Raw genomic sequence first — 26,440 nt, 5'->3', positions numbered from 1 at the left:
ATGAAATCAAAATCATTATTCCCTACACATAGGCCAATGGTTATGTTGCCTTTACCACAAGGGTCTAAGCATTTTTATAAGTGCTTAACCGTAGTGGTGGTGATTGGTCTGCATGTGTTTGTTGTCTGGATGCTGAGTCATTTAATTGAGCCTTATACTTTTCAAGCATCACCAAAAGTAGATGCATTAAAAGTAAGTTTTGTGTCATTGGCACCTGCTAAAAAGCCATCGGCTGAAAAGACTGAAAGCCAACCTAAAAAAAGTGTAACGCCTAAATCTACCTTAAACAGTTCGGTATCTTCAGTACCTGAAGAATCAAAAAACTCGCTTAAAAATGTTCAAACATTAGCGTCAAAAACTGCTTCTAAAGAAGTTGTGCAAAATAATTTAAATGACAAACAGCAAGCACAACCAAAAACGAATTTAGACAATTTAGCTTTGTCTCAAGCAATACAGCCTACAGAAAGGCGAGTGGCTCATACCGATAGACCACTCAATTCAACCGCTCTTGAACAAACGCAAATTGAGCAGTTGTCACAAAACACCAATAGCGAAACTAAAAGTGGTGGGGTCAAAACACCCGCAATGCAGCAAGAGTATTCCAAAGCCCCTAGCACTCAAGTTGAACACGATGATGTTGTTCAGGTGACTAGTGTAGATGTGCTGAGTTTTGGCGGGCTTGACTATGATGACCGCGAGTTAAAACAACAAAATCGTTTGGTTGAGCTTCGGATTCGCATTAATGAAAAAGGGCAGCCGATTGACATCCAATTACGTCAAAGTTCAGGCATTCAAAGCCTTGATGAACGGGTCATGCAAGCTGCACGTAAATCCAGATTTAAACCCCACAAAATTAACGGTCGAGCCGTGACCATTGTTGTGGATTTTCCAGTCCAACTCAAACTCAATCGGGGCCGTTAACCGATGATTAATATCTATTTTGCAGGAGAAAGGTGATGAACTCATCTACAGACCAAATCATTAGCAACAGCTTGTCTTTACGTTTGAAACAAGAAACTGCTGCTGAACACGAACGTATGCATCAATTAATGTCACAGGCAAAGGTATTTTCAAGTAAAGAAAAATACGCGCAATTTACGTTATCTCAATATTACTTTCAGCGTGAAATTGAACATCTTTTTGAAAAAGAGGGTGTGGCAGGACTGATTCCAGACCTCGACATTCGAGGCCGCTCAAAACAAGCACTTGCTGATTTAAATGATTTGGGTATTCAACCTAACGAACAGCAGTTACAGAGTGAAAACTTACAGCTACCCGAAGCTTTAGGCTGGATTTATGTATCTGAGGGTTCAACTTTAGGGGCTGCATTTTTATTTAAAGAAGCTCAAAAGCATTTGGGTTTTTCTGAAACGTTTGCTGCGCGTAATTTAGCGGCCTATCCCGAAGGGCGCGCTAAAGTCTGGAAACGTTTTGTACAAGCACTTGATGAAACAGGCTTTGACCAAACCCAGCAAGACCGAGTTGTTCAAGGGGCGTTAGATGCCTTTGGATATTTTGGTCAAGCGCTTGATCAGCTTGATGAATTGAAATAGTAAAAGTGGATAAAGGGAATACCCGATATGGACAAACTCAATCAAGTAAATGTAATCGTAAAACATGAGCAGTCGTTAGCGCCTGCTCAACCAGTCAGTAAGCTTGCCCGTTCTATGTGGGCGCGTTGGGTGTTTATTGGTTTGGCTTGGCTGTGTATTGCACTTGGTATATTGGGTATTTTCATTCCGGGTTTACCCACCGTCGACTTTATAATTTTGGCGGTTTTCTTTGCTGCTCGTGGTTCTGAAAAACTTCATCAATGGTTTCGAAATCATCGCTATGTCGGCCCACTCATTCATGAGTGGCAAGAACATCGGCGTATTCCCAAAAAGGCAAAATACATCTCGACGTTGAGTATGAGTCTGGCTGCGGGACTGATGATTTGGACCATTCCGCATCCGTGGTTTGTCTATCCAGCAATTTTATGTATGGCTGGGGTATTGGCGTGGATGTGGCTTAAAAAATAAAATTATGACTGGCATTTTTGCATGGTACGCATCATGGATTTTACAAAATCACGCGGTATTTCAGGACTTTGTAAACTCAAACTTCCAAGTTTATGCATGAGCTTAGGGGAGTATTGGCGTTCTAAACGATGATAAATGCATGTACAGCTTGCACGGCTATGACCAGCCGCAATACATTTTAGATAGAAATCACGATGAGGACTGTTTTTTTGACCCGCGAAGGCAACAGATACAAATAATAATCCCCCTAAAAAAACTGAAAAATTATAAAGTGACATATATCTACTCGTGATTGTTGTTATTGATTATCCATATTTTGGCATAACTTTTTCAGGTCCAAAACCAGTTGATGTCAACTAGCGGCTTCATCATAGTTATAACAGTTTTAGAGGTCAAATTGATTTGAGGATGATAACAGTTTAGTGTTTTAAAAATAGTCAATTTTGATTGTTGCCATTTTAAAGACAGTGTTACGACATTACGCACCCTATTTTTTTACATGATTTTTTGCTTTCATAAACGCTTTAGTATTATTCATTTTTAAATCATTTATATACAACTTAATTGCTTTAAAGTTTTAATTTAACAGGATATTTTATATGACAGATACCCCAATTAAAAAAGACACAGAAAGTACCTGGGCAATATGTCGAGATCCTGTTTTACTCACTATGGTGGGTGGAGCAATTGATACTATTGGCTTTATTGCATTGTTTGGCTTTTTCACCGCGCATGTGACGGGAAACTTAGTGTTGGCAGGGGCAGCATGGGTTAAAGGTGGCTCGGGGTTATGGATAAAGCTCGCAGCAATTCCACTATTTATTTTGACTGTTGTCATTACCAAACTATTAATTGACCGCAGTCAGGCCAAGCACAAAACGCTGTCTTATTTATTTTTATTTGAAGCTATTTTTCTATGTGCCTTTATGGTGGCAGGCCTTTATTTCGAGCCATTTAAAAATCCGGATGCGCTAACAGTTGCAGTAACAGGAGGACTGGGTTTAATTGCTTTGGCTATTCGTAATACTTCAAGCAAAACCCTTATTAAAAATATTAGCCCAAGCACCATGATGACAGGCAACACTACCCAGCTCGGAATTGATATTGCCAACTTACTTAAAAATAATAATACAGCTAATCGGGCAAGTTTTCTAAAAAGTGCCAGTATTGTAATTGGTTTTGTGATTGGTGCTTTCTTAGGGGCGATCCTATATGTCTATTTTGATTTCTGGAGTGTAGCGCCGTTTATCTTACCAATTTTGTATTTCTCTTATTTAGCTTCACAGCAAAAGTTCAACCAAGCTTGATTTTGAAAAAATAACGAAAAAGCCTGAATTAAAATGAGTTCAGGCTTTTTTTCGTAATAAAGGAAGACGGAAGCGGAGTCGAAATTGTTCGTTCACTGCTTTACAGGCATAATGACCAGATGGGGAATACATTCGATTAAGGAAGGCAGAATGACAAAGTCTTACCATTATTCAATCATAACAATAATGGCTTTGCTCAGTGGCTGTCAGGTCATTCATTTAAAAGAAAGTAATTTAAGCAATGCTTTAAAAAGTAAGAATGAAAGTATTCTGACCGATGGCACCTTAAGTCATCAAACCCAAAACTTACTCTATTTGGTCAAAGAAGATGAAAAAACTTGCCTACAAAATTTTGATGATTGTTTAAAGAAAATTCAGAGCCTGTCCGAAAATAGTAGCCGAGAAGAACGCTATGCCGCGCTGAGTGAAATTTACTTGGCAAAAGCTTTAGATGTCGGGCGTAGTAGCCAGTGTAACGTCATTAATAAAACTAACAGTTGCGTTGAGCAAGAGTTAGCGCTGTTTGATAAAAGCTTGCGCTATAGTTATGTCTATTTATTTGATTCTGAAGAGTCGCCGTTTGATCGGGTGTTTGACCATCGCCAAAATCAGGTACGTATTTTTTATAACGTGGCCTTGTCAAAGCTTATGACCACGTATTTTAATCATTTAAATACGCATCGTTTTCCGCCATTGCTGAAAGCAGATGGGCATGAGTACCACGTCAATTTTGACCACGCGTTAGATGTACAAAAAATTGAAGTCGATACTTTTCGCTCCAGCTATAACATGAACTTTTCCGGTTTTAATACCGTCAACCGTAAGGATGGTTTGGGGGCAGAGTTTATTGTTGGGCGTAAAGAAAATGATGTGAATCACGGCTTCATTTTAGACCCCGATAATTTTTATGCTCACCAAGCCAACCCTAATATTCATTTACCACGCTTCTTTCCAGCCACTGCTATTGCATACCCAAAACAAAAAGCCACAGCCGATCAGGTCATTGCTGGGGCAGAGTTAGAAATTTCAATGTTCGATCCATATCGACAAGATCGTGTAAAAATTGAAGGTGTGGACTATCCACTGACTGCAAACTATTCGGCACCTTATGGGCTGTGGCTATCGAAATATAATTTAGGCGCAGCAGGTTATTGGTCTTTAATTAATAAAGAAGCCAATTTAATCATGCCGCATTTATATATGCTGGAACCTTTTAATCCGAATAAGAAAATTATTGTGTTTATTCATGGTTTAGCAAGTAGCCCAGAGGCGTGGGTGAGCCTAACCAATGACATTATGGGCGATGCCGAATTAAGGAAAAACTATCAAGTTTGGCAAGTGTTTTATTCAACCAACATGCCGATTTTTGAAAGTCGTTTTCAGATTTATTCATTGTTGAATCAGGCTTTTCAAAACATTGCCAAAGACAGCTATGCGGCACATGATGCAGTGTTAGTTGGGCATAGTATGGGCGGCGTGATTAGCCGTTTACTGGTGAGCAATGCCGATGTTTCAGAGCAAGCCATGCAAAAAATGAATGAAGCACAGCTAAACCGTTTAAAAGAAAATCCGGTAATTCAAGAGCGTTTTCAGTTCAAGGCTTTGCCATATTTTAATCGAGTTGTTTTTGTTTCGGCACCGCATCATGGTACAGACTACGCTGACCGATGGTTTACCCAAATTGCCCGACGTATCATTCGTTTGCCAGCTGATTTTTTTATTGCAGTTGAAATGAGAGATGAGAAAAATACAAAACTCAGAAAAGGCTTAATTGAAAATGGGGCGAGTAATTTAAGTCGCTCTTCTAACTTCATGCAGTTGACTCAAGCCATTCAACCATCGCCACAAGTGGTCTATCACTCAATTATGGGTAATATTAATGGGACAACAGATAAGTTAAAAAGCAGTGATGGGATTGTGCCGTATCAAAGTTCGCATTTGGGTGGGGAGCAGTCTGAGTTGATCATTAAAGGTGGCCATTCGATTCAAACTAGCCCTGAGGCAATTTTAGAATTACGCCGTATTTTGCGATTGCATTTAAAGCAGTCGCAGCCTTCAAAGTAGAGAGTTTTATTCTTAGAAAACCACTGCTGAACTGGGTCAACAGTGGTTGAAATAATTAATTTAGCTGATTTTGTTTGAGCGATTTTTTATGCTCAAAGTAGCTGATTGAAAAAATAACCAAGCCGATCAAATACAACACACCAGACAAGAGTAGTAAGTCTAGTCCTGCGGCATAGAGCAACCAAAGCGCATAGATTGAAGCAACGCTTGCAATCGCAATGTGAGGCGTGCGTTTATGGCGAATAGATTCTTTAAGGTAAAAAGCCGACACCAGAAAATAAGGCAGCAAAATCATGACCGATGAAATCAATAAAAGCTGAGTGTAGTTTTTATTGAAAAAATACACGGCAATTAAAGAGCCTTGTACCACAAGCGTCGTCAGCCAAAGTGATGAGATTGGTACATTATTTTGATTATTCTTTAAAAATAATTTCGGGAAAGCACCATTTTTTGCAGCCAAAAATGGAATTTCAGTGGCAAATAAGGTCCAACTTAAGTAAGAGGATGCAACAGAAATAATGAGTCCAATGGTAATAATGATGGTACCCGGTAAGCCGATCAGTTGCTGCAAAATGGTCGCCATTGATGGGTTATGCATGCCTGCAAGCGCTTCACGACTCGCCACACCATAAGCCAATACGGTCACCATGATGTAAAAACTTAACGCCAGTAATACACCTAAAATAGTTGCTTTACCAATATCATTACGCTTTTTTGCACGCGATGATAAAACTACAGCACCTTCAATACCGGTAAATACCCAAAGGGTAATCAGCATCAGGTCTTTCACTTGCTGCCAAAGTGGAACTTGCAAAGAAAAGTCATTTAAGTTGAGTTTGAACAAATCAAACTTAAAGGCAATGAAGGTAAAGAAGATGAAAACTACCATTGGAATAATTTTGGCAATGGTCGCCAGTAAATTCACAATCGCAGCTTCTTTAATGCCTCGACTTACTAACCAGTGCACCAGCCACACAAAAATGCTTGAGCCAATCAGTGAATAGAGCGTATTACCTTCACCAAAAATAATATGGTCTTTGCTATCGGTAAACATGCCGACGCCTGAAAAGGCAATCACCACATAACCCACAATACCAATGGTAGTACACAACCAATAGCCCCACGCCGAGCAAAACCCGATCAGGTCTCCAAAGCCTTCGCGTGCATAGTTATAAATACCGCCGTCAAGGTCTGGTCGTTGACGCGTTAAATGCAACAACGAGAGGGCCAAGAAAATAATACCGACCCCAGTAATGAGCCATGCAACAAGAAGGGCAGAGCCGTTAGCGACTTGAGCCATATTTTGGGGGAGGCTAAATACGCCTGACCCCACCATAGAACTAAAGACCAGCGCTGTAAGAGACAATAATCCGATTTTGGCAGCAGACATGGTATTTATTCTTTAAAAAATTGTGAAAGTTCAGCAATGTGTTCTGGTCCGATACCACAACAACCACCCACTAAACTTGCACCTGCTTGCTGCCATTGTTTAGCAAAATCAAGATAAGCTGGAGCATCTAAGTCTTTGCGAATTTCATCCAGACCATCGTTGGCAGTAGCGCTTTCATCTTGCGGTGGGAAAGCATTGGCATAAGCACCAATCTGCACTGACTCTGGAATGAGTCCTTTAATTTCATTAATCGCTTGCAATATCACTTCAGGTTGGCAGCAGTTAAACAACACTGCTTTGGCATTGGATTGTTTGATGAAATCAGCCACTTGTTGCATATTTTCGCCTGAACGAAGTAGGGCTTGTTCTTGTTTAATTTCATCTTGCAGCGTAAATGACACCCAATAGTCTTTACCATCTTGTGGCAATAATGCATGGACTGTTTCGACTTCTTTTAAGCAAGATTGGGTTTCAGCGAGCCAGAAATCTACTTCTGGTGCCAATGTGTTAATGATCGGCTCAGCAAGGCTTTTAGCTTGTTCAGGTTGGAACAGGTCGGCACGGTAAGAACCAAATAACGGTGGTAAGCAGCCTGCGATTTTGACATTTTTGCCGCTTTCTTTAACTGCATTTTTTGCCTGTTCAATTGCAACTTTAATTAAACGCACACCGTCAGTTTCAAAGCGTTCTTGTCCAATATGAAATGGCACAACAGCATAGTTATTGGTGGTAATCACTTCTGAACCAGCATTGATAAAATCAAGATGTACTTCTTTTACTGTTTCTGGTGCTTCAATGAGTGCAAGCGCAGACCACTCTGGTTGACGAAACGGAGCGCCACGACGGGCCAATTCACGGCCTAAACCGCCATCTAAAATCTTCATAAATTACAACATAAAGGGAGAAAAAATATTTGAGTTAATCTAGCGTGTAGATGGATTGTGTTCAATCGCGAATATGCTCGATATATTTCTAAATAAATTAGATTGTTATGAATATTTTTTCTTAAGAGGATTTCTGTAGACGATGTTCAGTTTTACTGATGAACTTCACGTGAAAAAGATGAGGTATTTATTTGAACACATTGAATAAAAAATGATCTTATAACGCGCCAAATTGCTGCCAACTTTCGCCAGTGTGCTGCGTTTTATAATACGCTTTAAGTTGTTCAAGTTGCATAAAATGTATGCCTGACCAAATCAATAAACTAATGAATAATAAAACCTTAGATAAGCTGCGAACTTTTTCTAGGCGAGCAAAAGCTAACAGTACAAAAAATAAGGCAGGTAAAAATATAAAGAATTGAACAGGAGAGAAAAATAAATGAGCATTACTGAAATATAACGCCGCTGCACTGATGAGCAGATTTAAAACAGAACATAGCTTTTGATATTTACCGAGCTTAAATGCATACGCGGTGATGGCAAGTAGTACGGCTGAGCTGATGTAAATTGCTGTACCACCAATCATCCATATATAAAAACCGCTTAGGAAAAGATAAGCCAGCAACAAAAAAAGCACGAGCTTAAAACCAAATGACAAAAGGCGAGGTGATGATCTTAAAGGCGTCATAGCGAATCTAAATATCTCAGCTGAGGTCTTAAAAAACAAAAGGACGAATCGAAATTCATCCTTTTGGAATTTTATTTATACATCGTCAAACTTAGTTTGCTTTTGCAACTGGGGCAGCAGCAGTTTCATCGTTTGCAGCTTTGAACGGAGATGTATAGTTCAAGCCAAGCGTAGAACTTGTGTACTGGCGAACTTTATCGAGTAACACAGGATCTTTGCTTAAGTCTTGTTTATAAGACACTACAATTTCATGAAGCTTCTGGTTCCACTTACCTTCAGTTTGCTGAGGGAAAGCTTTTTCAAGCAAGTTAAGCATAATGTATGGAGAAGTCGAAGCACCCGGAGACGCGCCTAACAATGCAGTTACAGCACCATCTTTAGACGCAAAGATTTCTGTACCGAATTGAAGCGTTGCAGGTTTACCCGGTTCTTTTTTGATGATCTGAACACGTTGACCACCTTGGCTTAAACGCCAGTCTTCAGCTTTTGCATCTGGGTAGTACTTACGAAGTTCATTGAGACGGTCTTCATCTGACATCATGACTTGGCTAACCAAGTATTTAACAAGATCAAGGTTCTCTAAACCAACAGTCGTCATTGGTAAAACGTTGTTTTTGTTGGTTGATGCAAGTAAATCAAGCTGAGAACCATTTTTCAGGAACTTGTTTGAATACGTTGCAAATGGTCCAAACAATACATATTTTTTACCGTCGATATAACGTGTATCAATATGTGGTACAGACATTGGAGGCGCACCAAGTTCAGCACGGCCATATACTTTCGCTGTGTGTTCAGCAGTAATTTTTGGGTTGTCAGTAATTAAGAACTCACCACCCACAGGGAAGCCAGCATATTGTTTAGCTTCTGGTAAACCAGTAAGTTGCAATAATTTAACTGCTGCACCACCTGCACCGATAAATACAAAACGTGTTTTAACGTGATCTACTTTACCAGTTTTCAAATTTTTGAAAGACACAGTCCAAGTTTTGTCATCATTTTGGCTGATGCCAGTCACTTCAGTTGATGTCTGTAATTTGAAATTTGGGTTTTGATTTAAATGACCCACTAATTGTTTAGTGATTGAACCATAGTTTACGTCAGAGCCAACATCCATACGGGTCGCGGCAACTTTTTGACTTGGATCACGGTCATTCATGACTAAAGGTGCCCATTGTTTAATCACAGCAGGGTCTTCAGTAAATTTCATACCTTTGAACAACGGGCTTTGAATCATGGCAGCATAACGTTTTTCTAAGAATTGAACGTTATCGCCCCAAACGAAAGCAATATGCGGAACTGGATTAATGAATGATTTCGGTTCAGCTAAAACGCCTTGTTTTACCTGATATGACCAGAACTGTTTAGCAACTTCAAATTGAGAAGCAACTTTTTCAGCTTTGGCAATTTCCATCTTACCGTTTTTCTCTTCGGTATAGTTCATTTCCATAAAGCCAGAGTGGCCTGTTCCGGCATTGTTAAAGCCGTTTGAACTTTCTTGAGCAACTTGGTCAAGACGCTCAAACATACGAATTTGCCAGTTTGGTTCAAGCTCAGTTAAATAAGTACCAAGAGTAGCACTCATGATGCCGCCGCCAACAAGAACAGCATCAACTACTGGCTCATCTTTTGCAGTTTCAACTTGTTTTGACGTTGTTGGTCTAAACAAGAATGCAATACCTGCAATTAAAATAAGAATGATTAATACCAGAAGGTATTTCAAAAACTTTTTCATGTAAGGGGGACCTTAAAATAAGTTATTTGAGTCACTTAAGGTGTGAGGAAACCTAGACAGCGTATCCAGACAAAAAGGATATAAATGCGAAAGTAAACTCTCTAAAACAGAGAGTCTTGAAAAAAATAAAAATTACTTGGGATTATCGCAAACACTCTATATTTTAGACTAATTTTGCATTGACAAGACAATTTTTATAATAAATGGGGTTCATCAAAATCATAAATATGATTTATATTTAACCAAATTGAGCTTTAATAAGATAATTTAAGTTGATTGCTATTATGTAAATATTTGAAATTAAAATAATAATTTTTATTTGATTAAAGTTAAATCAATTGAAGAATATTTGCCTATAAAAATCGATTAATTTTTATTTCATACTCTATTTATGTAAATAAGCTCTTCGCAGGCGCTTATTTTCTGTCATACATAGTTCTTATTAATATTGATTCTATAAAGATTAAATTAAGGGCATATCTCTGCATAAGAAATATGCCCTTTCAGATTTTATGATGCTACATAGAATGGTGCAGTTGAAGGTGGTAACGCTTCACGTCCACGAATTTGGTCTGCAATTTTCTCGGCAATCATGATGGTGGTTGCATTTAAGTTACCGGTAATAATCAGCGGCATAATTGAGGCATCAACTACACGCAAACCCTTCATACCGTGTACACGACCTTGACCATCTACAACAGCCATTTCATCTTCACCCATCTTACAGCTACAAGACGGATGGTAAGCTGTTTCTGCATGGTTTCGAACAAAGTCGTCAAGCTCTGCATCGGTTTGCAAATGTTTGCCCGGACTAATTTCTTCACCACGATATGGATCAAGTGCGGGTTGCTGCATGATTTCACGAGTAATACGAATTGCATCGCGGAACTCACGCCAGTCTTGTTCGGTCGACATGTAGTTAAACAAGATACTTGGATGCTCAAACGGATCTTTTGATTTAAGTTTGATACGGCCGCGTGAAGGCGAACGCATTGAACCTACATGAGCTTGGAAACCATGTTCTTTCACTGCATTACTACCGTTGTAGTTTATGGCAACTGGCAAGAAATGGTATTGGATGTTTGGCCATGTAAACTCATCAGAACTACGGATAAATCCGCCTGCTTCAAACTGGTTACTTGCACCAATGCCTGTACCGTTAAATAACCACTCGGCACCAATTGCAGGTTGGTTATACCATTTCAAGGCAGGGTATAAAGAAACAGGTTGCTTACATTTATACTGTAAGTACATTTCTAGATGGTCTTGCAGGTTTTCACCTACGCCTGGCAAATCATGAACCACATCAATGTCCATTGATTTTAAGAAGGTACTTTGACCCACACCTGAGCGCTGTAAAATTTGTGGTGACGCAATTGCGCCTGCGCAAAGTAATACTTCGCGTTTAACCAAGGCACGTTGTAAGTTGTTTTGGTCAGCACCAATAATGTATTCAACACCAATCGCTTGCTTTTGATTAAACAAGATTTTATTGGTTGTAGCATGGGTCAAGATAGTGAGGTTTGGACGACCTTTTGCCATATCTAAATAACCGCGTGCAGTGCTTGAGCGACGACCTTTAGGGGTTACCGTACGGTCCATTGGACCAAAGCCTTCTTGTTGGTAACCGTTTAAGTCATCAGTACGCGGGTAACCTGCCTGTACACCTGCTTCAACCATGGCATGGAACAGTACATTGTTGCCATTTTTAGGTGTAGCAACGGATACTGGACCGCTATCACCATGGTAGTCGTTGCCACCAATATCACGAGTTTCGGCTTTTTTGTAGTAAGGTAAACAGTCAGCATAAGACCAGTTTTCAAGGCCTTTATGAGTTGACCATTGCTCTAAATCCATTGCGTTACCGCGGATATAGCACATGCCATTAATTAAAGATGAACCACCTAAACCTTTACCACGACCACATTCCATACGACGGTTATTCATGTGTGGTTCTGGGTCGGTTAAATAAGCCCAGTTATAGCGACGGCCTTGAAGAGGGTAGGCCAAAGCTGCCGGCATTTGTGTACGAAAATCCAAGCGATAATCTGGTCCACCCGCTTCTAAGAGTAAAACGGTGGTATCTTTGTCTTCAGTAAGACGCGCAGCGAGTACATTTCCGGCAGATCCTGCGCCAATAATAATGTAATCATATTCTTTAATATTCATAACTATCCTTTTTTTACTAACAGTTTGCCTGAGCAATCTATAAAGACTGCTCGGCATATGTGATTTAGGTTGAAGTGTTTAAAGCGATGGAGGCATTAAAAAATGCTTTGATAATCGCCAAGTTCAACTTGAATAGATTTGATACGGGTATAGTGCCCAAGCGTGGTCAAGCCATTTTCGCGGCCCACACCAGATTGTTTATAGCCACCGACTGGCATCTCGGCAGGCGATTCGCCCCAAGTGTTAATCCAGCAAATACCAGCTTCAATTTGGTGAATAATGCGATGAGCACGGCTGATGTCTTGAGTAACAACGCCAGCAGCTAAACCAAAGGTGGTGTCGTTAGCACGACGGATGACTTCTTCTTCGGTTTCATAGCTTAAGATGCTCATGACAGGTCCAAAAATTTCTTCTTGAACAATCGCCATCTGGTCAGTGCAGTCGCTAAATACTGTCGGTAGTACATAAGCGCCTTTGGCAAGTTCGCCCTCAGTTGCGCGGCCACCGCCAATTAACACTTTAGCGCCTTGTTGTTTGCCTGACTCAATGAAGGACAACACTTTTTCCATATGAGGGAAGCTAGTGAGCGGACCGAAGTTTGTGTCTTCAGCCATTGGGTCGCCAATGCGAATACGTTTTACACGCTCTACAATAGCTTTTTCAAAGTCGGCTAAAAGTGATTTTGGAACAAATACGCGTGTACCGTTAGTACATACCTGACCTGAGCTAAAGAAGTTTGCCATAACGGCAATATCTGCGGCACGGTTCAGGTCTGCATCTTCACAAATAATCAGTGGTGATTTACCTCCGAGTTCCATGGTCACTTCTTTTAGCGTAGAGCCCGCAGCACTTGCCATGACTTTTTTGCCAGTTTCCACACCACCAGTGAATGAGATTTTTTCAATCACGGGATGTTCAGTGAGCCATTGACCAATTTCACGGCCAGCGCCTTGAACCACGTTAAATACACCGTCTGGTACGCCAGCTTCTGTATAGATTTCTGCAAGTTTAAATGCAGTGAGTGGAGTGGTTTCGCTTGGCTTGAAAATCATGGCATTACCCGCAGCAAGGGCAGGGGCAGATTTCCATAAAGCGATTTGAATTGGATAGTTCCAAGCACCAATACCAGCAACTACGCCTAAAGGTTCACGGCGTGTATAAAAGAAGCTTGATTCGCGAAGTGGAACTTGTTCACCTTGAATGGCTGTTGCAAGTCCTGCGTAGTATTCGAGTACATCTGCGCCAGTCACAATATCGACTGTAGATGTTTCGCTAAAAGCTTTACCTGTGTCGAGTGTTTCAAGACAGGCAAGCTCATCATTACGTTCACGAAGAATGTCGACAGCACGACGTAAAATACGTGAACGTTCCATGGCAGTCATGGCAGCCCAGATTTTTTGTCCTTGTTGGGCACTTTGTACAGCAGCTTCAATATCTTGTTCAGAAGCTTGTTGAAGAGTCGCGATTGTCTCGCCGTTGGCAGGGTTAATACTATTAAATGTTTTACCACTGGTTGCTTTAACGTAGCGTCCATGGATATACAATTGATGAACTTGTACATCACTCATTTTGTCTCTCCTGCAAAGGCTTGTTCGCAAATTGCAATTGCGTTTGTACATAATCGTAAGCAATGGAACGAGCAAGATTGCTGTCAAATTCGTTATGACGGCTTAAACTGCCTCGTAACCATAATCCATCAATCAATGCTGCCAAACCTCTAGCGGCAACACTGGCCTGTTGTTCATCCATTAACTTAAGAAAATAAAACTTTAAGTTGGAGTACAGGCGTTGATCATTAATCTTTTGCAAGCGGCTTAAGTCTGGTACATGCATACTTGCTGACCAAAAGTCCAACCAGACCCGCATTGCTTTTTCATTGACCTGACTAATGTCAAAGTTAGAGTCGATAATGGCCTTAATTTGGCTCTCTGGATGCGAATCTGCTTCTGCTCTGTACTGTTCGGTTTTAAGACGCAGAACATTTAACATTTCTTGCATACAGGTATTTATCAACCCCTGTTTGTCGCCAAAGTAATGGCTGACAATGCCGGTCGACAGCTCGGCTTTTTTTGCAATTTGTGCAATGGTGGTATTGGATAACCCCACTTCATAAATTACGTCGAGTGCAGCGTTCATGATTTCTTCACGTCGCACATGTTCTGGTTTTACTCTGCGTTTTGTCATGGTTGTCCACATCAGCACTTTTATGGGTGCTTAAAATTCAACATGTTAACTTGCAGAGCATCATAGCACTTTTTTATCATACTTGTTATTGATTGAACGTTCAATCAATAACAAGTATGATATGTAAAAATCAATGAATTTTTGAACATGCTTCTAAAAGAAAGAAGTGAAAATCAAAGGTTCTAAAGGATAGGATGATGCGCATAAGTACATTACTTATCACGTTATTTTGAGAAAAATACACCGATTGCAAGGAGCAATAAGATGGTGTTGAAAAGTGATGGATATTCTTCAGACCATATTCGGTTAAATCGTTTCGTATTTTGGAGTTCAGCCATCAGTATCGGCATTTTTGGCCTACTTTTTGTGCTGTTTCCAGAAAAAAGTCAGTTTTGGCTGACCTATGTACAAGAGCAGGTAAATCACTTTTTTGGGTGGTATTACATGCTGGTTATTGTGCTGTGTCTGGGTTTTGTTGGTTGGCTCGCTTTTTCGAAAGTAGGGCAGATTCCTTTGGGAAAAGATGACGACAAACCTGAGTTTAGTTATTTGGCTTGGACTTCAATGCTGTTTTCGGCAGGGATTGGTATTGCGCTACTTTATTATGGTGTGGCCGAACCTGTTGACCATTTTTTAAGACCGCCAGAAGGTGAGGCAGGAACGATTCAGGCAGCCCGTAATGCGATGACTTATAGCTTTTTGCATTGGGGGATTCATGGCTGGGTGCTCTATGCATTGCTCGGAGTTACTTTAGGTTATTTTGCTTTCAGACAAAACTTACCATTGGCACTTCGCTCGGCGCTTTATCCAATTTTTGGAGAGCGAGTGCATGGTTTGGTGGGTGACTTTGTTGATGGCTTTGGAATTTTAGCGACGGTCATTTCCTTGGTCACCAACTTGGGAATTGGAGCGCTGGTACTGGTATCGGGCATTTGTTATTTACTGCCGCAAATTCCGGATAACTCTGCGACTTTAATTACTGCCGTGCTCATCATGATGTTCGTTGCCACAATTACGACAGTGGTGGGTATTGAAAAAGGTTTGGCATGGTTGTCGCGTATTAATTTACGTTTGCTATATGCTTTACTTTTATTTGTATTTTTAACAGGTCCGACAAACCATTTATTAAATGGTCTGGTGCAAAATACGGGCGATTATCTCAATAATTTTATTGGTAAAAGTTTTGATATGTATTTATACAATCAAAAAGCCAGTGGCTGGTTGGGTTCGTGGACTGTATTTTATTGGGCTTGGTGGATTGCTTGGGCGCCTTTTGTCGGTATGTTTATTGCCCGCATTTCAAAAGGACGTACCATTCGTGAAGTAGTATTAGGTGTATGCCTGATTCCACTCGGCTTTACACTGGCTTGGATCTCGGTTTTTGGAAACACTGCAATTTATTTAATCTTGCAGCAAAAACAGAAAGTATTAGGTGATATGGTCTTAACTGATCCAGCATTATCTTTATTTAAATTACTCGAATATCTGCCGTTTAATCCTTACGTTGCCGGTATTGTTGTTGTAATTTGTTTCGTTTTATTTTTGACACCAGTTGGCTCTGGTACACTAATGATCGCTAATTTGTCCTCAAAAGGGGGCACCAATGATAGTGATTCACCGATCTGGTTACGCGTCTTTTGGTCTGTGGTAATTACCATTGTAAGTATTGGCTTACTATTAGCCGGTAGTTTTAACTCCATGCAAAGTGCTGTGGTGTTATGTGGTTTACCATTTTCAGTCATTATTTTGCTTTATATGTTTGGTTTAGCCAAAGCGTTAAAGCAAGATGATTTTGACCCTCAATTAGTGAAAAAACAGTTAGCTGTTTCAAAAGACATTTCAGTCCCATCGAATTGTGACCAGAATAAAGTGACCGAGGTTTTATAACCTCAATCGATCACATCTATATATTATTTTTTTGCGTTTAAAGTCGTCTTTTCATTGTTTTAAATAAGAGTGAAAAGACGAAATTAAATATTTTGTTTTTATTTTATTCCTTGAGGATTGTATGGCAACAGATAATCCAAGAGCAGTTGATGATTTAACATTATCTAAATCTAAAAAAGACCCGCTCAACCGTGTGGTTTTTTATTTTTCAGCTGTACTTATTTTAATTTTTTCTCTCGTCACGTTTTTATTCAACGATTTTGCAAATCGAGTCATGAATGCCGTGCTTCAGTGGGTAACTTCAACCTTTGGTTGGTATTATCTGCTGGCCGCAACACTCTATATGGCCTTCGTGATTTTTATTGCTTGCTCAAGATATGGCAGTATCAAATTAGGACCTAAGCATTCAAAGCCTGAGTTTAGTTTACTCAGTTGGTCTGCCATGCTGTTCTCGGCGGGTATTGGTATCGACCTCATGTTCTTCTCGGTCGCTGAACCACTATCTCATTACATGCAACCTCCGGTCGGAGCAGGGCAAACCTATGAAACAGCACGCCAAAGTATGGTTTGGACATTGTTTCACTACGGTTTAACTGGCTGGTGTATGTATGCCTTGATTGGTATGTCATTGGGATATTTCAGCTATCGTTATAATTTGCCGCTTACCATTCGTTCTGCACTTTATCCAATCTTTGGACAAAGAATTAATGGGGCAATTGGGCATAGTGTTGATACAGCTGCCGTGATCGGGACAATTTTTGGTATTGCGACGACCTGCGGGATTGGAGTAGTACAGCTGAATTATGGCCTACATGTGTTATTGGGGTTACCAGAAAATATCTGGATGCAATTTATCCTGATTGCTGTTGCGGTCGGTATTAGCGTTATTTCGGTGACATCCGGGGTCAATAAAGGCCTGCGGATTTTATCTGAAATCAATATTTATGTTTCGGTCGGGTTATTGCTGTTTATTTTATTTTTGGGAAATACCGAGTTTTTACTCAATGCCCTTGTCCAAAATATTGGTGACTATTTAACTCGTTTCCCTGCTTTAGCATTACAAAGTTTTGCTTTTGAACAGCCTAAAGAGTGGATGAGTAGTTGGACTTTCTTCTTCTGGGCGTGGTGGATTGCTTGGTCTCCATTTGTAGGACTCTTTCTGGCACGTATCTCAAGAGGGCGTACCATTCGTGAGTTTGTATGCGGTACCTTAATTATTCCACTTCTATTTACACTCACGTGGTTATCTATTTTTGGTAATAGCGCACTGCACAGTGTTATTTTTGAAGGCAACCAAACCTTAGCAGCAACGGTATTAGCAAATCCGGCTCATGGTTTTTATGACTTATTAGCACAATATCCGGGCTTTACCTTTATCGCTTCAATTGCCACCGTAACAGGGCTTTTGTTCTACGTGACTTCTGCCGATTCGGGAGCGCTGGTTTTAGGTAACTTCACCACTAAACTTACTAATATCGATAATGATGCTCCACGTTGGCTAAGCGTTTTTTGGGCTGTGGCGATTGGTTTACTCACATTAGCCATGCTCATGACCAACGGCATTACCGCCTTGCAAAACGCAACTATTATTATGGGGTTGCCGTTTAGTTTTGTGATGTTTCTTGTGATGGCTGGGCTTTATAAGTCCCTTAGACTTGAAGATTACAGGCATGCTAGTCGCAGTATGAATGCAGCGCCAGTCGTAGGGAACGTTGATATTCTGAACTGGAAACAGCGTTTAACTCGAGTGATGCATCATCCGGGAACCACTGAAACACACCGCATGCTAGATACGGTGTGTTTGCCAGCTGTTCAGGCTGTTGCTGATGAGTTGATTAAGCAGGGTATGAATGTGGACGTGCAGCAAACCCCGCTTGAAGATGAAGATACGCTTTACCATCTAGATCTCACTATCCATTTGGAAGAAGAGCAAAACTTTGTTTATCAGATCTGGCCTGTACGCTATAGCGCGCCGAACTTTAGCCAGCGTGTAAAACGAGGCAAACAGTTCTATTTCCGACTTGAAACCTATCTTTATGATGGCTCTCAAGATAACGATCTGGTCGGTTACAGTAAAGAACAGGTCATTAACGATATTTTAGATAAATATGAACGACATATGACATTCTTACATATTAATCGTATTAGCCCCGGGAATCGTCCATTGTTCCCAGATCCACAAGCTTAAGAGGAAAATGCATGGCTTCTCCTTATCTACATTCTTTTGCTTTATTTTTCTCTTTGCTCAATCCATTTTTAATGAGCATTTATATGATTGGCCTGATTCGCCATTCAGAAGCTAAGGTGTTTAATAAAGCACTGATTCAGGGAAGTTTGATTGCTTTTGTTGTCTTCATGCTATTTGCATGGGGCGGCGAAACAATTTTTAGTAAATATCTGAATGTACGTTTTGAAGCCTTTCAGATTTTTGGAGGCCTTATCTTTTTGGTGATTGGCTACCGCTATGTGTTTCAGGGTGCCGATACCATCGGTGAAATGCGTGGTGCTCCAGAACATCTGGCTGGCACCATTGCCATGCCGTTTATGATCGGCCCAGGGACTATTAGCGCTGCGGTAGTCACAGGGATTGAAATGTCAATTGGTGAGGCAGCGCTAGTAATTGCCTTCACCTTGTTTTTAACTTGCAGTATTTTGATTTTGATGAAATTTTCACATGATCATTTACGCTATAAACATGCCAAACATATTGACCGCTATTTTGATATTGTCGGGCGTTTATCTGCTTTATTAATTGGTACGATCGCCATTGATATGATTATTAATGGTGTGACAGGCGTCATTAATAAAGTTTAGCAAGTCATTCATAAGAACCTGCTATGCCATTGAACATGGAATAAAATGGCATAGCATCTTCTAAAAAATTCTAAGATAAATAGAACAGCTTTAAAAAATAACTTTAAAAATAGTGCCTTAAAAAATTAAATTTTAAAAAACAATCAAAGATATTAAAAAATACGATGCTATGTTATGGATTTAAGCATGTTTTTTTTGTGAATTATCAACCATAATGTTGACTGAGCTTGTTTTAAGACAGAGTTGAGCTATGCCTACATTAGATGAAATGACCACAGCAACTGATGATCAGTCTGAATTGACGATGTCAGTTTTGATGACGCCTGATATGGCAAATTTTTCAGGTAATGTTCATGGTGGTACGATTCTAAAACTACTAGACCAAGTCGCTTATGCTTGCGCAAGTCGTTATTCGGGTGGCTACGTGGTGACTTTATCTGTAGATAAAGTAAATTTTAAAGAACCTATTTATGTAGGTGAGTTGGTAACCTTCTTGGCAAGTGTGAACCATGTAGGTCGTACTTCAATGGAAGTCGGTATCCGTGTTGAAGCGCAAAATATCCAGAAGCGGACAGTACGCCATACCAATAGCTGTTATTTCACGATGGTTGCTGTTGATGAACAGGGCAAGCCATGTGAAGTACCTCAATTAAATCTAAATACAGAATGGAAGCGTTGCCGCTTTGAAGCTGCTGAGCATCGTAAGGTTTTACGTCTTCAAGAAAATCACAACCCATCTTGTAGCATGTATAAGAAAACTTCTTAAAAAAATAGATCAAATTAAAAAAGGATCGAACCGCAGCATGGTTCGATCCTTTTTCTTCTTTACCAAAATTCAGCGTCCATTTTTCATTTCAGTAAAATTATCTCTGAGCTTGGAGGAGAATGCTGAGAGAATTAACGAGTTGCAGGAGCAGCTTCAGAAGCAGAACCTACAGCATCAGATGCAGCATTTGCAGTGTTTGCTTGTTCTTGAGTTGAAACAACAACTTTTTCTTCACCAGCAGCGTTATGTGCTTGGTCGTGCTTAGAAGCAGCAAAAGTTGAAGCAGCAGTTAAAGCAAGTGTAGTAGCGAGTAAAGTTTTAGCTAATTTCATTTTATGGCATCCTTAAATTTCATTTAAAAATAAATTAAACCTAATCGTTCATACATACCTGAAACCTGTATGGCTGAATGACTAAGCTAGGACACATGCTAAGCCGAGGTTGGTATTACATCAATTAACTTAACAATCTATTACGGCTATCTTAACAATATGAAATATACGGGTCATTTATGTGAGCAATCTGTAAAATAAAGGGGCTTAAATACACCTTAAAATGTGAAAAAATATTTCTTATCGAGTAAAAAAAAGCCAACTCTGTTACGCAAACCTAACACTCTGGCATGAATTGTGAATATGCTTGAATAGGATATTTCGTTTGAATTGTAGATATTAAAAGTTAATTTAGATGATTGATGAGATGCCTGTCACAAATTGAGAGCTTTAGCCTGATAATTGAAAAGTATATCTTCAAAGTGAAAAATCATTTTCATGGGATTTAAACAGTGATATACCTTTCTTAGTTTTTTATACCTTGTTGATTTGAGCCGCTTGTGAAACTGATAGCCCCAAAAACTGTTCCCACCCATATTATTTCCGGTTTTTTAGGGGCAGGAAAAACCACGTTGTTACAGCATTTATTAAGCCAAAAGCCTAAAGATGAGGTGTGGGCTGTATTAATGAATGAGTTTGGGCAAATTGGAGTAGACCAACAACTCTTACCTCAAGATGAAGGATATGCAGTCAAAGAGCTATTAGGTGGTTGTTTATGTTGTAGCAGTCAATTGCCAATGCATATTGCTTTAGCCCGTCTATTGAGTGAACAAAAGCCAGATCGACTCTTTATTGAGCCGACTGGACTTGGACATCCTTCTCAGTTATTTGACCAACTGACTGAACCTCATTGGCAAAGTAGTTTAGCCATGCGAGCATTGATTACGGTGGTAGATGGCAGTCGTTTGCACGATACCAATTGGGTTAAACAAAACCTTTATGAAGATCAGTTAAAAGCTGCCCAGATTGTGGTGGTGTCACATAGCGATGTGATGACTTTTGAAGATGATCAGGCGCTTGAGCTATTAAAAGACGAATACCAACCTTATCACCAAGAGTGGATTAAAATTGAACATGGTCAGTTAGCGTTAAATAAAATTGATATAGCTGCTCGTTTAACCGAGCGATCTATACAACCTTTACTTAAACTTCAAAAACAAATGACTGAAACCGAGGTTAAGAAGGAAATTCAGCAATTACCTTATCATTATGTCGAGTCGGCACAAGGCTATATTGTGGCAGGTTGGAAATTACCTAAGCGCTGGAAATTCGAGTTTTATGCTTTGCTAGATTTATTATGTGCACAGCAAGACTGGCTTCGAATTAAGGGAATTTTTAACACAGATCAAGGGTGGAAAGTTTTTAACTTTAATCCTGATCAGTTTAATTATAAGTCTGGTGAAGAGGGCATTGATAATCGTATTGAAATCATTAGCGAGCATAACCATGATTGGTTGGCTTTTGAAACAGCTTTACTTGCCTGTCAGCTTGAAGAATAGAGAACATTAAACCAAAAGTAATTCAATGTTCTCTGAAGAGTGGGATTAAGGTTTGCTATCTAACACAGCTTTAGCTTGCGCATGGTCAATATCTTTTTCCCAGTGAGCAATCACTACGGTCGCGACACAGTTACCAATTAAGTTGGTACAGGCACGAATAATTCCGATAAACCAGTCGACTGAAAGTAGAAGCACTAAGCCAATTGCAGGGAGACTTGGTATCACTGAAAGCGTGGCTGCAAGAATAACTAAAGCCGAGCCGGGAATGCCGTGCGCCCCTTTAGATGTGATGAGTGAAACCAGCAAAATAGCCAGTAAGTCATGCATAGACAAATCAATATTGCAGGCCTGTGCAATAAAGATCACGCCTAAAGTTAAGTAAATTGAAAAGCCATCTAGATTAAATGAATAACCAGTTGGAATAACCAGACCGACAGTTGAATCTTTAATTCCCAAATTTTTGAGTTTTTTCATAATTTGAGGAAGAACAGAGTCAGAAGAAGCGGTACCTAAAACAATAGCGAGTTCATCTTTAAAATAGCCCACAAATTTGAAAATGTTGAGACCGGCAAGTTTTAAAATCGAACCTAAAACAATAACGACAAATAAAATGCAGGTTGCATAAAACAGTAAAACTAAATAACCCAATTGTAAGAGTGAATCTAAACCAAATTTAGCAGTGGTATAGGCGACTGAACCGAATACACCAATTGGAGCTAAACGAATAATGAGCCCCATAATTTTAAAGAAGACTTCTGAAAAAGCTTCAAGTGCTTGACGTACCAGCTCTGCTAAATGTTTAGGAATTAAAAGTAGGGAAACACCAAATAAAATAGCGATCAATAAAACCTGTAAAATATCGCCGTTTGCAAAAGCAGCAGTGAAAGTTTTTGGAATAATATTGAGTAGAAATTCCGAACCTGTATGCATCTCGTGGGCACGTTCGGTATAGGTACTTAAATCTTTTGCATCTAAATGGCTAATATCGATATTCATACCGACGCCCGGTTTAAATACATAGGCCACAATAATGCCTAAAATTAAGGCAATAGTAGTAACCACTTCAAAATAAAGAATGGTTTTTGCACCGACTTTGCCCATTTTTTTAATGTCGTTTGCACCATAGATTCCCAGTACAACAACACAAAACACAATTGGTGCAATAAGCATCTTAATTAAAGAAATAAAACCATCACCTAATGGCTTGAGAGATAGGGAGAAATCATGGAAACCGATTCCAACTGCAACTCCAAGGAATAGAGCACAAAGAACCTGTAAAAATAAACTACGCTTGAGCTTTAGCCACATAAGTCATCAATTTTAGCAAGAGGAAAATATATCTCTCTAAAGCAAAAAACCGGCCAACTATAACTTGAGGGGAGCGTTTTGGAAGAATATGCAAATTTCACATGACTATGCTTTGGATTGTTCAGTTTTTTTATAATTTCTTATCCAAAATCGAGTATCCTTAGCGCCAAATTTTGGGACATATTAATCATGGCGCTTAAAGCAACAATTTATAAGGCAGACTTGAATATTGCCAATATGGATGACCATATTTATGGTGATTATCAACTGACACTTGCCTTGCATCCCTCTGAGACTTTAGAACGCTTAATGGTTCGTTTGATGGCCTTTGCTCGTTTCGCAAGTGATGAGCTTGAGTTTACTAAAGACCTTTTTGAAACTGACGAGCCAGCGTTATGGCAAAAAGATTTAACGGGTCAGTTAGAAACATGGATTGAAGTTGGTTTGCCATCTGAAGATAAAGTCAAAAAAGCCAGTGCACGTTGTAAAACAGTGGCGATTGTTGTTTATGGCACACAAGTCGAAGACTGGTGGAAACGAAACAGTAAAATTAAAACGTTAAGTAACGTTCAGGTTTGGCAAATTGCCCCTCAAAGTACAGTAGAGCTAGAGCAACTGTGTGAACGTACGATGCAGCTACAATTAAATGTCATGGACAACGAGTGGACGCTTTTAGGTGAAAAGGGTCAAGCAAATGTTGTGTGGACACAGTTACAGTAACACAGAAAAGCGCAACAAATTCTACAGATTCAGTTGGTACACTAAGTACCAACTGCGATTTTAAAGATTCAGATTAAGGGGTAAACCATGTCAAATGAATTAGAAATTATCGATTTAAAAGTAGGCGAGGGTAAAGAGGCTGTTAAAGGCGCTTTAATCACAACTCACTATACAGGTTGGTTAGAAGATGGCACAAAATTTGATTCTTCAATTGACCGCGGTAATTATTTTGAATGCGTGATTGGAACAGGCCGTGTAATTAAAGGTTGGGACCAAGGCATTATGGGAATGAAAGTTGGCGGCAAGCGTAAACTCATCGTACCTGCTCATTTAGCTTATGGTGAGCGTAAAATGGGTAAGATTATTCCTGCTAATTCTAATTTAATTTTTGAAATTGAATTATTTGATGTCAAAACTCGTGACTAGTGAAAATTTAAAGCCCTTTAGGGGGCTTTCTTGTTTATATGAGCTTTAAATATAAATACATTATTAATTTATATTTTAGCTTTTTGAATATTTAAGATTATTTTCAGATTATTTGATTATAAATGCTGACTGAAAAACTGTTCATTTGCAGGCAGTGTGATATTAAGACCAAATTTCAAAAAGTTTGTGGCTTAACATCAAATTTCACATAAATAATCTATATTGATATTGAGACGCTATTTCATGACTATCCGCTTTGCATCTCCTTTGTTGAACATATCACTTGGCTTAGCTTTGGCAGGTTTGTCAGGCATGGCATTAGCCAAACCACCTAAACTGGACGCGTCAACACTTACGGTGATTGGTTATCATGAAATTACCGATACTAAAAATGCATTAATTCCTCAATATGCAGTGACGACTCAACAATTTACACAGCATGTTGAATGGCTGCAAAAAAACGGATTCCATTTTATTACGGTTGATCAGTTGATCCGTGCTCATCAGGGTAAGGCTCAACTGCCTACAAAACCAGTTTTATTAACTGTAGATGATGGTTATCAATCTTTCTATCAAAATGCTTATCCAGTCATTAAAGCTAAAAAAATTCCGGTTGTTCTTGCTGTTGTAGGTTCATGGTTAGAACCAAAAGCAGGGCAGAAAGTTGATTTTTCAGGGGAAGAAATCCCACGTGACAAAATCTTAAGCTGGGGTGAGCTGAAAGAGATGCAAGATAGTGGTTTTGTAGAAATTGCAAGCCATAGCTATCATTTACACCGCGGTATTACAGGCAACCCGCAAGGTAACTCTGAACCTGCTGCAACAACTCGTTTTTATGATGTTAAAACTCAAACCTATGAGAACGATGAACAATATCAATCACGTATCTATAATGATTTAAAGAAAAATAACGAGCTACTCAAAGCGCATGGCTTACGTTCACCACGTATTATGGTGTGGCCATATGGTCGCTATAATATGCAAACTGTCCAAATTGCGAAAAAATTGGGTATGCCAGTGACTATTACACTGGATGATGGGGCTGATCACGCAAAACAATCTCTACAAAATATGAGCCGTATTTTGGTAGAAGGCGATATGACGACTGATGATTTGGCTCAAGAAATTAAAAATCGTGAATTGAATTTAACGGATAACAATCGTCCGCAAAAAATTATGCATATCGATCTGGACTATATTTATGACCCGGATCCGAAACAGCAAGAACGTAATTTAGGTCATTTGTTAGACCGAATTAATGCGATGGGTGTAAATACTGTCTATTTACAAGCATTTTCAGATCCAGATGCGAATGGCTCTGCTGATATGGTGTATTTCCCGAACCGTCACATTCCAATGCGTGCTGACTTGTTTAACCGTGTTGCATGGCAAATTCAAACGCGTACGCCTGTGAGTCGTATTTATGCGTGGATGCCTTTATTGGCATGGGAACTACCAAAAACTGATCCAGTTTCTAAAGACTTAGTTGTGACAGAACAGGCAAAATCTGGTGAACACCTCAACATGGGGTATATCCGTTTAAGTCCGTTCTCAGCAGACGCACGCCAAACTATTCGTGAGATTTATCAAGATTTGGCTAAGTCATCTTCATTTAACGGAATTTTATTCCATGATGATGTCACCTTATCTGACTATGAAGATGCAAGCCCGGAAGCATTAAAAGCCTATGCAAAACAAGGCTTGCCAACAGATTTGGCAAAAATCCGTGATAACGATCAAGATTTGCAAAAATGGACTGCATATAAGACAAAATATCTAGATGATTTTGCAATGCAACTCGTTGATGACGTGCGACAATATGAACCGTTCTTGCTCACCGCACGTAACTTATACGCGCAAGTTGCTTTAAAACCATACGCAGAAAACTGGTATTCACAATCGCTTGAAGAGTCATTAAAACGTTATGACTTTACGGCTATTATGGCAATGCCTTATATGGAACAGGTAGATAATGCCGATCAGTTCTATAAAGATATGGTTGATCGCGTGAAACAATATCCAAATGGCATTAAGAAAACCGTTTTTGAATTACAGGCAACTGACTGGCGTAAAAACGAAAAGGTACCTTCAACTGAAATGGCTGCAACAATTCATTCTCTTTATCAGCAAGGTGTAATGCATGTCGGATATTATCCAGATGACCCAATTAAAGATCATCCGGATGTGGACACTATGCATAAAGCATTTGCTGAAAAATCATCTCGTCTTGTGCCGTAGTTGAGGCTAAA

The 26,440-nt window shown here is 39.6% G+C and carries 23 protein-coding genes; 13 read left to right on the top strand and 10 right to left on the bottom strand.

Translation table 11 applies throughout. The annotated features are described in order from the left end of the window. From KTJ10_RS10230 to KTJ10_RS10220, 3 genes are read left to right on the top strand one after another with little or no spacing between them, the layout of a single operon-like run. Window positions 1–921 carry an energy transducer TonB gene (locus KTJ10_RS10230; RefSeq protein ID WP_262441949.1) on the top strand — a complete coding sequence of 307 codons (921 nt, stop codon included), beginning with the start codon at window positions 1–3 and terminating at the stop codon, window positions 919–921. A 32-nt stretch (window positions 922–953) separates the two neighbouring features. Further along, the gene (locus tag KTJ10_RS10225) at window positions 954–1,553 is read left to right on the top strand and encodes a biliverdin-producing heme oxygenase (RefSeq protein ID WP_262441948.1); all 600 of its coding nucleotides are present in this window, start codon (window positions 954–956) and stop codon (window positions 1,551–1,553) included. Between the two features lie 27 nt (window positions 1,554–1,580). Further along, window positions 1,581–2,021: a YbaN family protein gene (locus tag KTJ10_RS10220; RefSeq protein WP_208753190.1), complete on the top strand. Its 441-nt coding sequence runs from the start codon at window positions 1,581–1,583 to the stop codon at window positions 2,019–2,021. Window positions 2,022–2,023: 2 nt separating this feature from the next. On the opposite strand, the gene KTJ10_RS10215 is transcribed toward KTJ10_RS10220, so the two are convergent. Beyond that, window positions 2,024–2,299: a hypothetical protein gene (locus tag KTJ10_RS10215; RefSeq protein WP_000061143.1), complete on the bottom strand. Its 276-nt coding sequence runs from the start codon at window positions 2,297–2,299 to the stop codon at window positions 2,024–2,026. Window positions 2,300–2,620: 321 nt separating this feature from the next. Between KTJ10_RS10215 and KTJ10_RS10210 the strand changes: the two genes are divergently transcribed. Continuing rightward, window positions 2,621–3,328, top strand: coding sequence for a YoaK family protein (locus KTJ10_RS10210; RefSeq protein ID WP_262441947.1), 708 nt, complete (start codon window positions 2,621–2,623; stop codon window positions 3,326–3,328). Between the two features lie 150 nt (window positions 3,329–3,478). After that, window positions 3,479–5,392, top strand: coding sequence for an esterase/lipase family protein (locus KTJ10_RS10205; RefSeq protein WP_262441946.1), 1,914 nt, complete (start codon window positions 3,479–3,481; stop codon window positions 5,390–5,392). 55 nt (window positions 5,393–5,447) lie between these two features. Here the strand turns inward: KTJ10_RS10205 and KTJ10_RS10200 are convergent, their stop codons facing one another. From KTJ10_RS10200 to betI, 7 genes are all read right to left on the bottom strand, one after another. Beyond that, on the bottom strand, window positions 5,448–6,782 hold the full coding sequence (locus KTJ10_RS10200) for a basic amino acid/polyamine antiporter (RefSeq protein WP_262441945.1): 1,335 nt from the start codon (window positions 6,780–6,782) through the stop codon (window positions 5,448–5,450). A 5-nt stretch (window positions 6,783–6,787) separates the two neighbouring features. Then, entirely contained in the window at window positions 6,788–7,666 is an 879-nt protein-coding gene (locus KTJ10_RS10195) for a homocysteine S-methyltransferase family protein (RefSeq protein WP_262441944.1), read from the bottom strand. Between the two features lie 217 nt (window positions 7,667–7,883). Further along, window positions 7,884–8,354: a hypothetical protein gene (locus KTJ10_RS10190; protein WP_262441943.1), complete on the bottom strand. Its 471-nt coding sequence runs from the start codon at window positions 8,352–8,354 to the stop codon at window positions 7,884–7,886. A gap of 91 nt (window positions 8,355–8,445) precedes the next feature. After that, window positions 8,446–10,086: a malate dehydrogenase (quinone) gene (gene mqo / locus KTJ10_RS10185; RefSeq protein WP_068930621.1), complete on the bottom strand. Its 1,641-nt coding sequence runs from the start codon at window positions 10,084–10,086 to the stop codon at window positions 8,446–8,448. A 510-nt stretch (window positions 10,087–10,596) separates the two neighbouring features. Further along, a complete protein-coding gene (gene betA / locus KTJ10_RS10180) occupies window positions 10,597–12,255 on the bottom strand; it encodes a choline dehydrogenase (RefSeq protein ID WP_262441942.1) in 1,659 nt (552 codons plus the stop codon). A gap of 95 nt (window positions 12,256–12,350) precedes the next feature. Then, window positions 12,351–13,823 carry a betaine-aldehyde dehydrogenase gene (gene betB, locus KTJ10_RS10175; protein WP_262441941.1) on the bottom strand — a complete coding sequence of 491 codons (1,473 nt, stop codon included), beginning with the start codon at window positions 13,821–13,823 and terminating at the stop codon, window positions 12,351–12,353. Then, the gene (gene betI / locus KTJ10_RS10170) at window positions 13,816–14,439 is read right to left on the bottom strand and encodes a transcriptional regulator BetI (RefSeq protein ID WP_262441940.1); all 624 of its coding nucleotides are present in this window, start codon (window positions 14,437–14,439) and stop codon (window positions 13,816–13,818) included. The genes betB and betI overlap by 8 nt, the downstream gene beginning before the upstream one ends. A 264-nt stretch (window positions 14,440–14,703) precedes the next feature. On the opposite strand from betI, the gene KTJ10_RS10165 reads away from it, so the two are divergent. The 4 genes from KTJ10_RS10165 to KTJ10_RS10150 all read left to right on the top strand — a co-directional run bounded on the left by KTJ10_RS10165 (window position 14,704) and on the right by KTJ10_RS10150 (window position 19,906). After that, window positions 14,704–16,326, top strand: coding sequence for a BCCT family transporter (locus KTJ10_RS10165; protein WP_014206021.1), 1,623 nt, complete (start codon window positions 14,704–14,706; stop codon window positions 16,324–16,326). A 121-nt stretch (window positions 16,327–16,447) separates the two neighbouring features. Beyond that, complete coding sequence (locus KTJ10_RS10160) at window positions 16,448–18,514, top strand: choline transporter (protein WP_202724558.1); 2,067 nt, start codon at window positions 16,448–16,450, stop codon at window positions 18,512–18,514. An 11-nt stretch (window positions 18,515–18,525) separates the two neighbouring features. Continuing rightward, window positions 18,526–19,140: a MarC family protein gene (locus KTJ10_RS10155; RefSeq protein WP_002117499.1), complete on the top strand. Its 615-nt coding sequence runs from the start codon at window positions 18,526–18,528 to the stop codon at window positions 19,138–19,140. Window positions 19,141–19,390: 250 nt separating this feature from the next. Further along, the gene (locus KTJ10_RS10150; protein WP_005070756.1) at window positions 19,391–19,906 is read left to right on the top strand and encodes an acyl-CoA thioesterase; all 516 of its coding nucleotides are present in this window, start codon (window positions 19,391–19,393) and stop codon (window positions 19,904–19,906) included. A 131-nt stretch (window positions 19,907–20,037) separates the two neighbouring features. On the opposite strand, the gene KTJ10_RS10145 is transcribed toward KTJ10_RS10150, so the two are convergent. Further along, window positions 20,038–20,238, bottom strand: a complete 201-nt coding sequence (locus KTJ10_RS10145) for a hypothetical protein (RefSeq protein WP_032005829.1) — start codon at window positions 20,236–20,238, stop codon at window positions 20,038–20,040. A 500-nt stretch (window positions 20,239–20,738) separates the two neighbouring features. Here KTJ10_RS10145 and KTJ10_RS10140 point away from each other — a divergent pair, with 500 nt between their 5' ends. After that, the gene (locus KTJ10_RS10140) at window positions 20,739–21,737 is read left to right on the top strand and encodes a CobW family GTP-binding protein (RefSeq protein ID WP_262441939.1); all 999 of its coding nucleotides are present in this window, start codon (window positions 20,739–20,741) and stop codon (window positions 21,735–21,737) included. Between the two features lie 45 nt (window positions 21,738–21,782). Here the strand turns inward: KTJ10_RS10140 and dctA are convergent, their stop codons facing one another. Beyond that, window positions 21,783–23,045: a C4-dicarboxylate transporter DctA gene (dctA, locus tag KTJ10_RS10135; RefSeq protein WP_063098292.1), complete on the bottom strand. Its 1,263-nt coding sequence runs from the start codon at window positions 23,043–23,045 to the stop codon at window positions 21,783–21,785. Window positions 23,046–23,234: 189 nt separating this feature from the next. On the opposite strand from dctA, the gene KTJ10_RS10130 reads away from it, so the two are divergent. From KTJ10_RS10130 to pgaB, 3 genes are all read left to right on the top strand, one after another. Further along, a complete protein-coding gene (locus tag KTJ10_RS10130; protein ID WP_039757051.1) occupies window positions 23,235–23,765 on the top strand; it encodes a YaeQ family protein in 531 nt (176 codons plus the stop codon). 87 nt (window positions 23,766–23,852) lie between these two features. Next, window positions 23,853–24,191 carry an FKBP-type peptidyl-prolyl cis-trans isomerase gene (locus KTJ10_RS10125; protein ID WP_002117532.1) on the top strand — a complete coding sequence of 113 codons (339 nt, stop codon included), beginning with the start codon at window positions 23,853–23,855 and terminating at the stop codon, window positions 24,189–24,191. A 243-nt stretch (window positions 24,192–24,434) separates the two neighbouring features. Then, the gene (gene pgaB / locus KTJ10_RS10120) at window positions 24,435–26,429 is read left to right on the top strand and encodes a poly-beta-1,6-N-acetyl-D-glucosamine N-deacetylase PgaB (RefSeq protein ID WP_262441938.1); all 1,995 of its coding nucleotides are present in this window, start codon (window positions 24,435–24,437) and stop codon (window positions 26,427–26,429) included. Window positions 26,430–26,440 lie beyond the last annotated feature (11 nt).

The sequence above is a fragment of the Acinetobacter sp. WU_MDCI_Abxc222 genome (assembly GCF_025514755.1).
Classification (GTDB): Bacteria; Pseudomonadota; Gammaproteobacteria; order Pseudomonadales; family Moraxellaceae; genus Acinetobacter; species Acinetobacter geminorum.
Note: the sequence above shows the minus strand (reverse complement) of the source record. Positions and strands in the feature narration are given on the sequence as shown.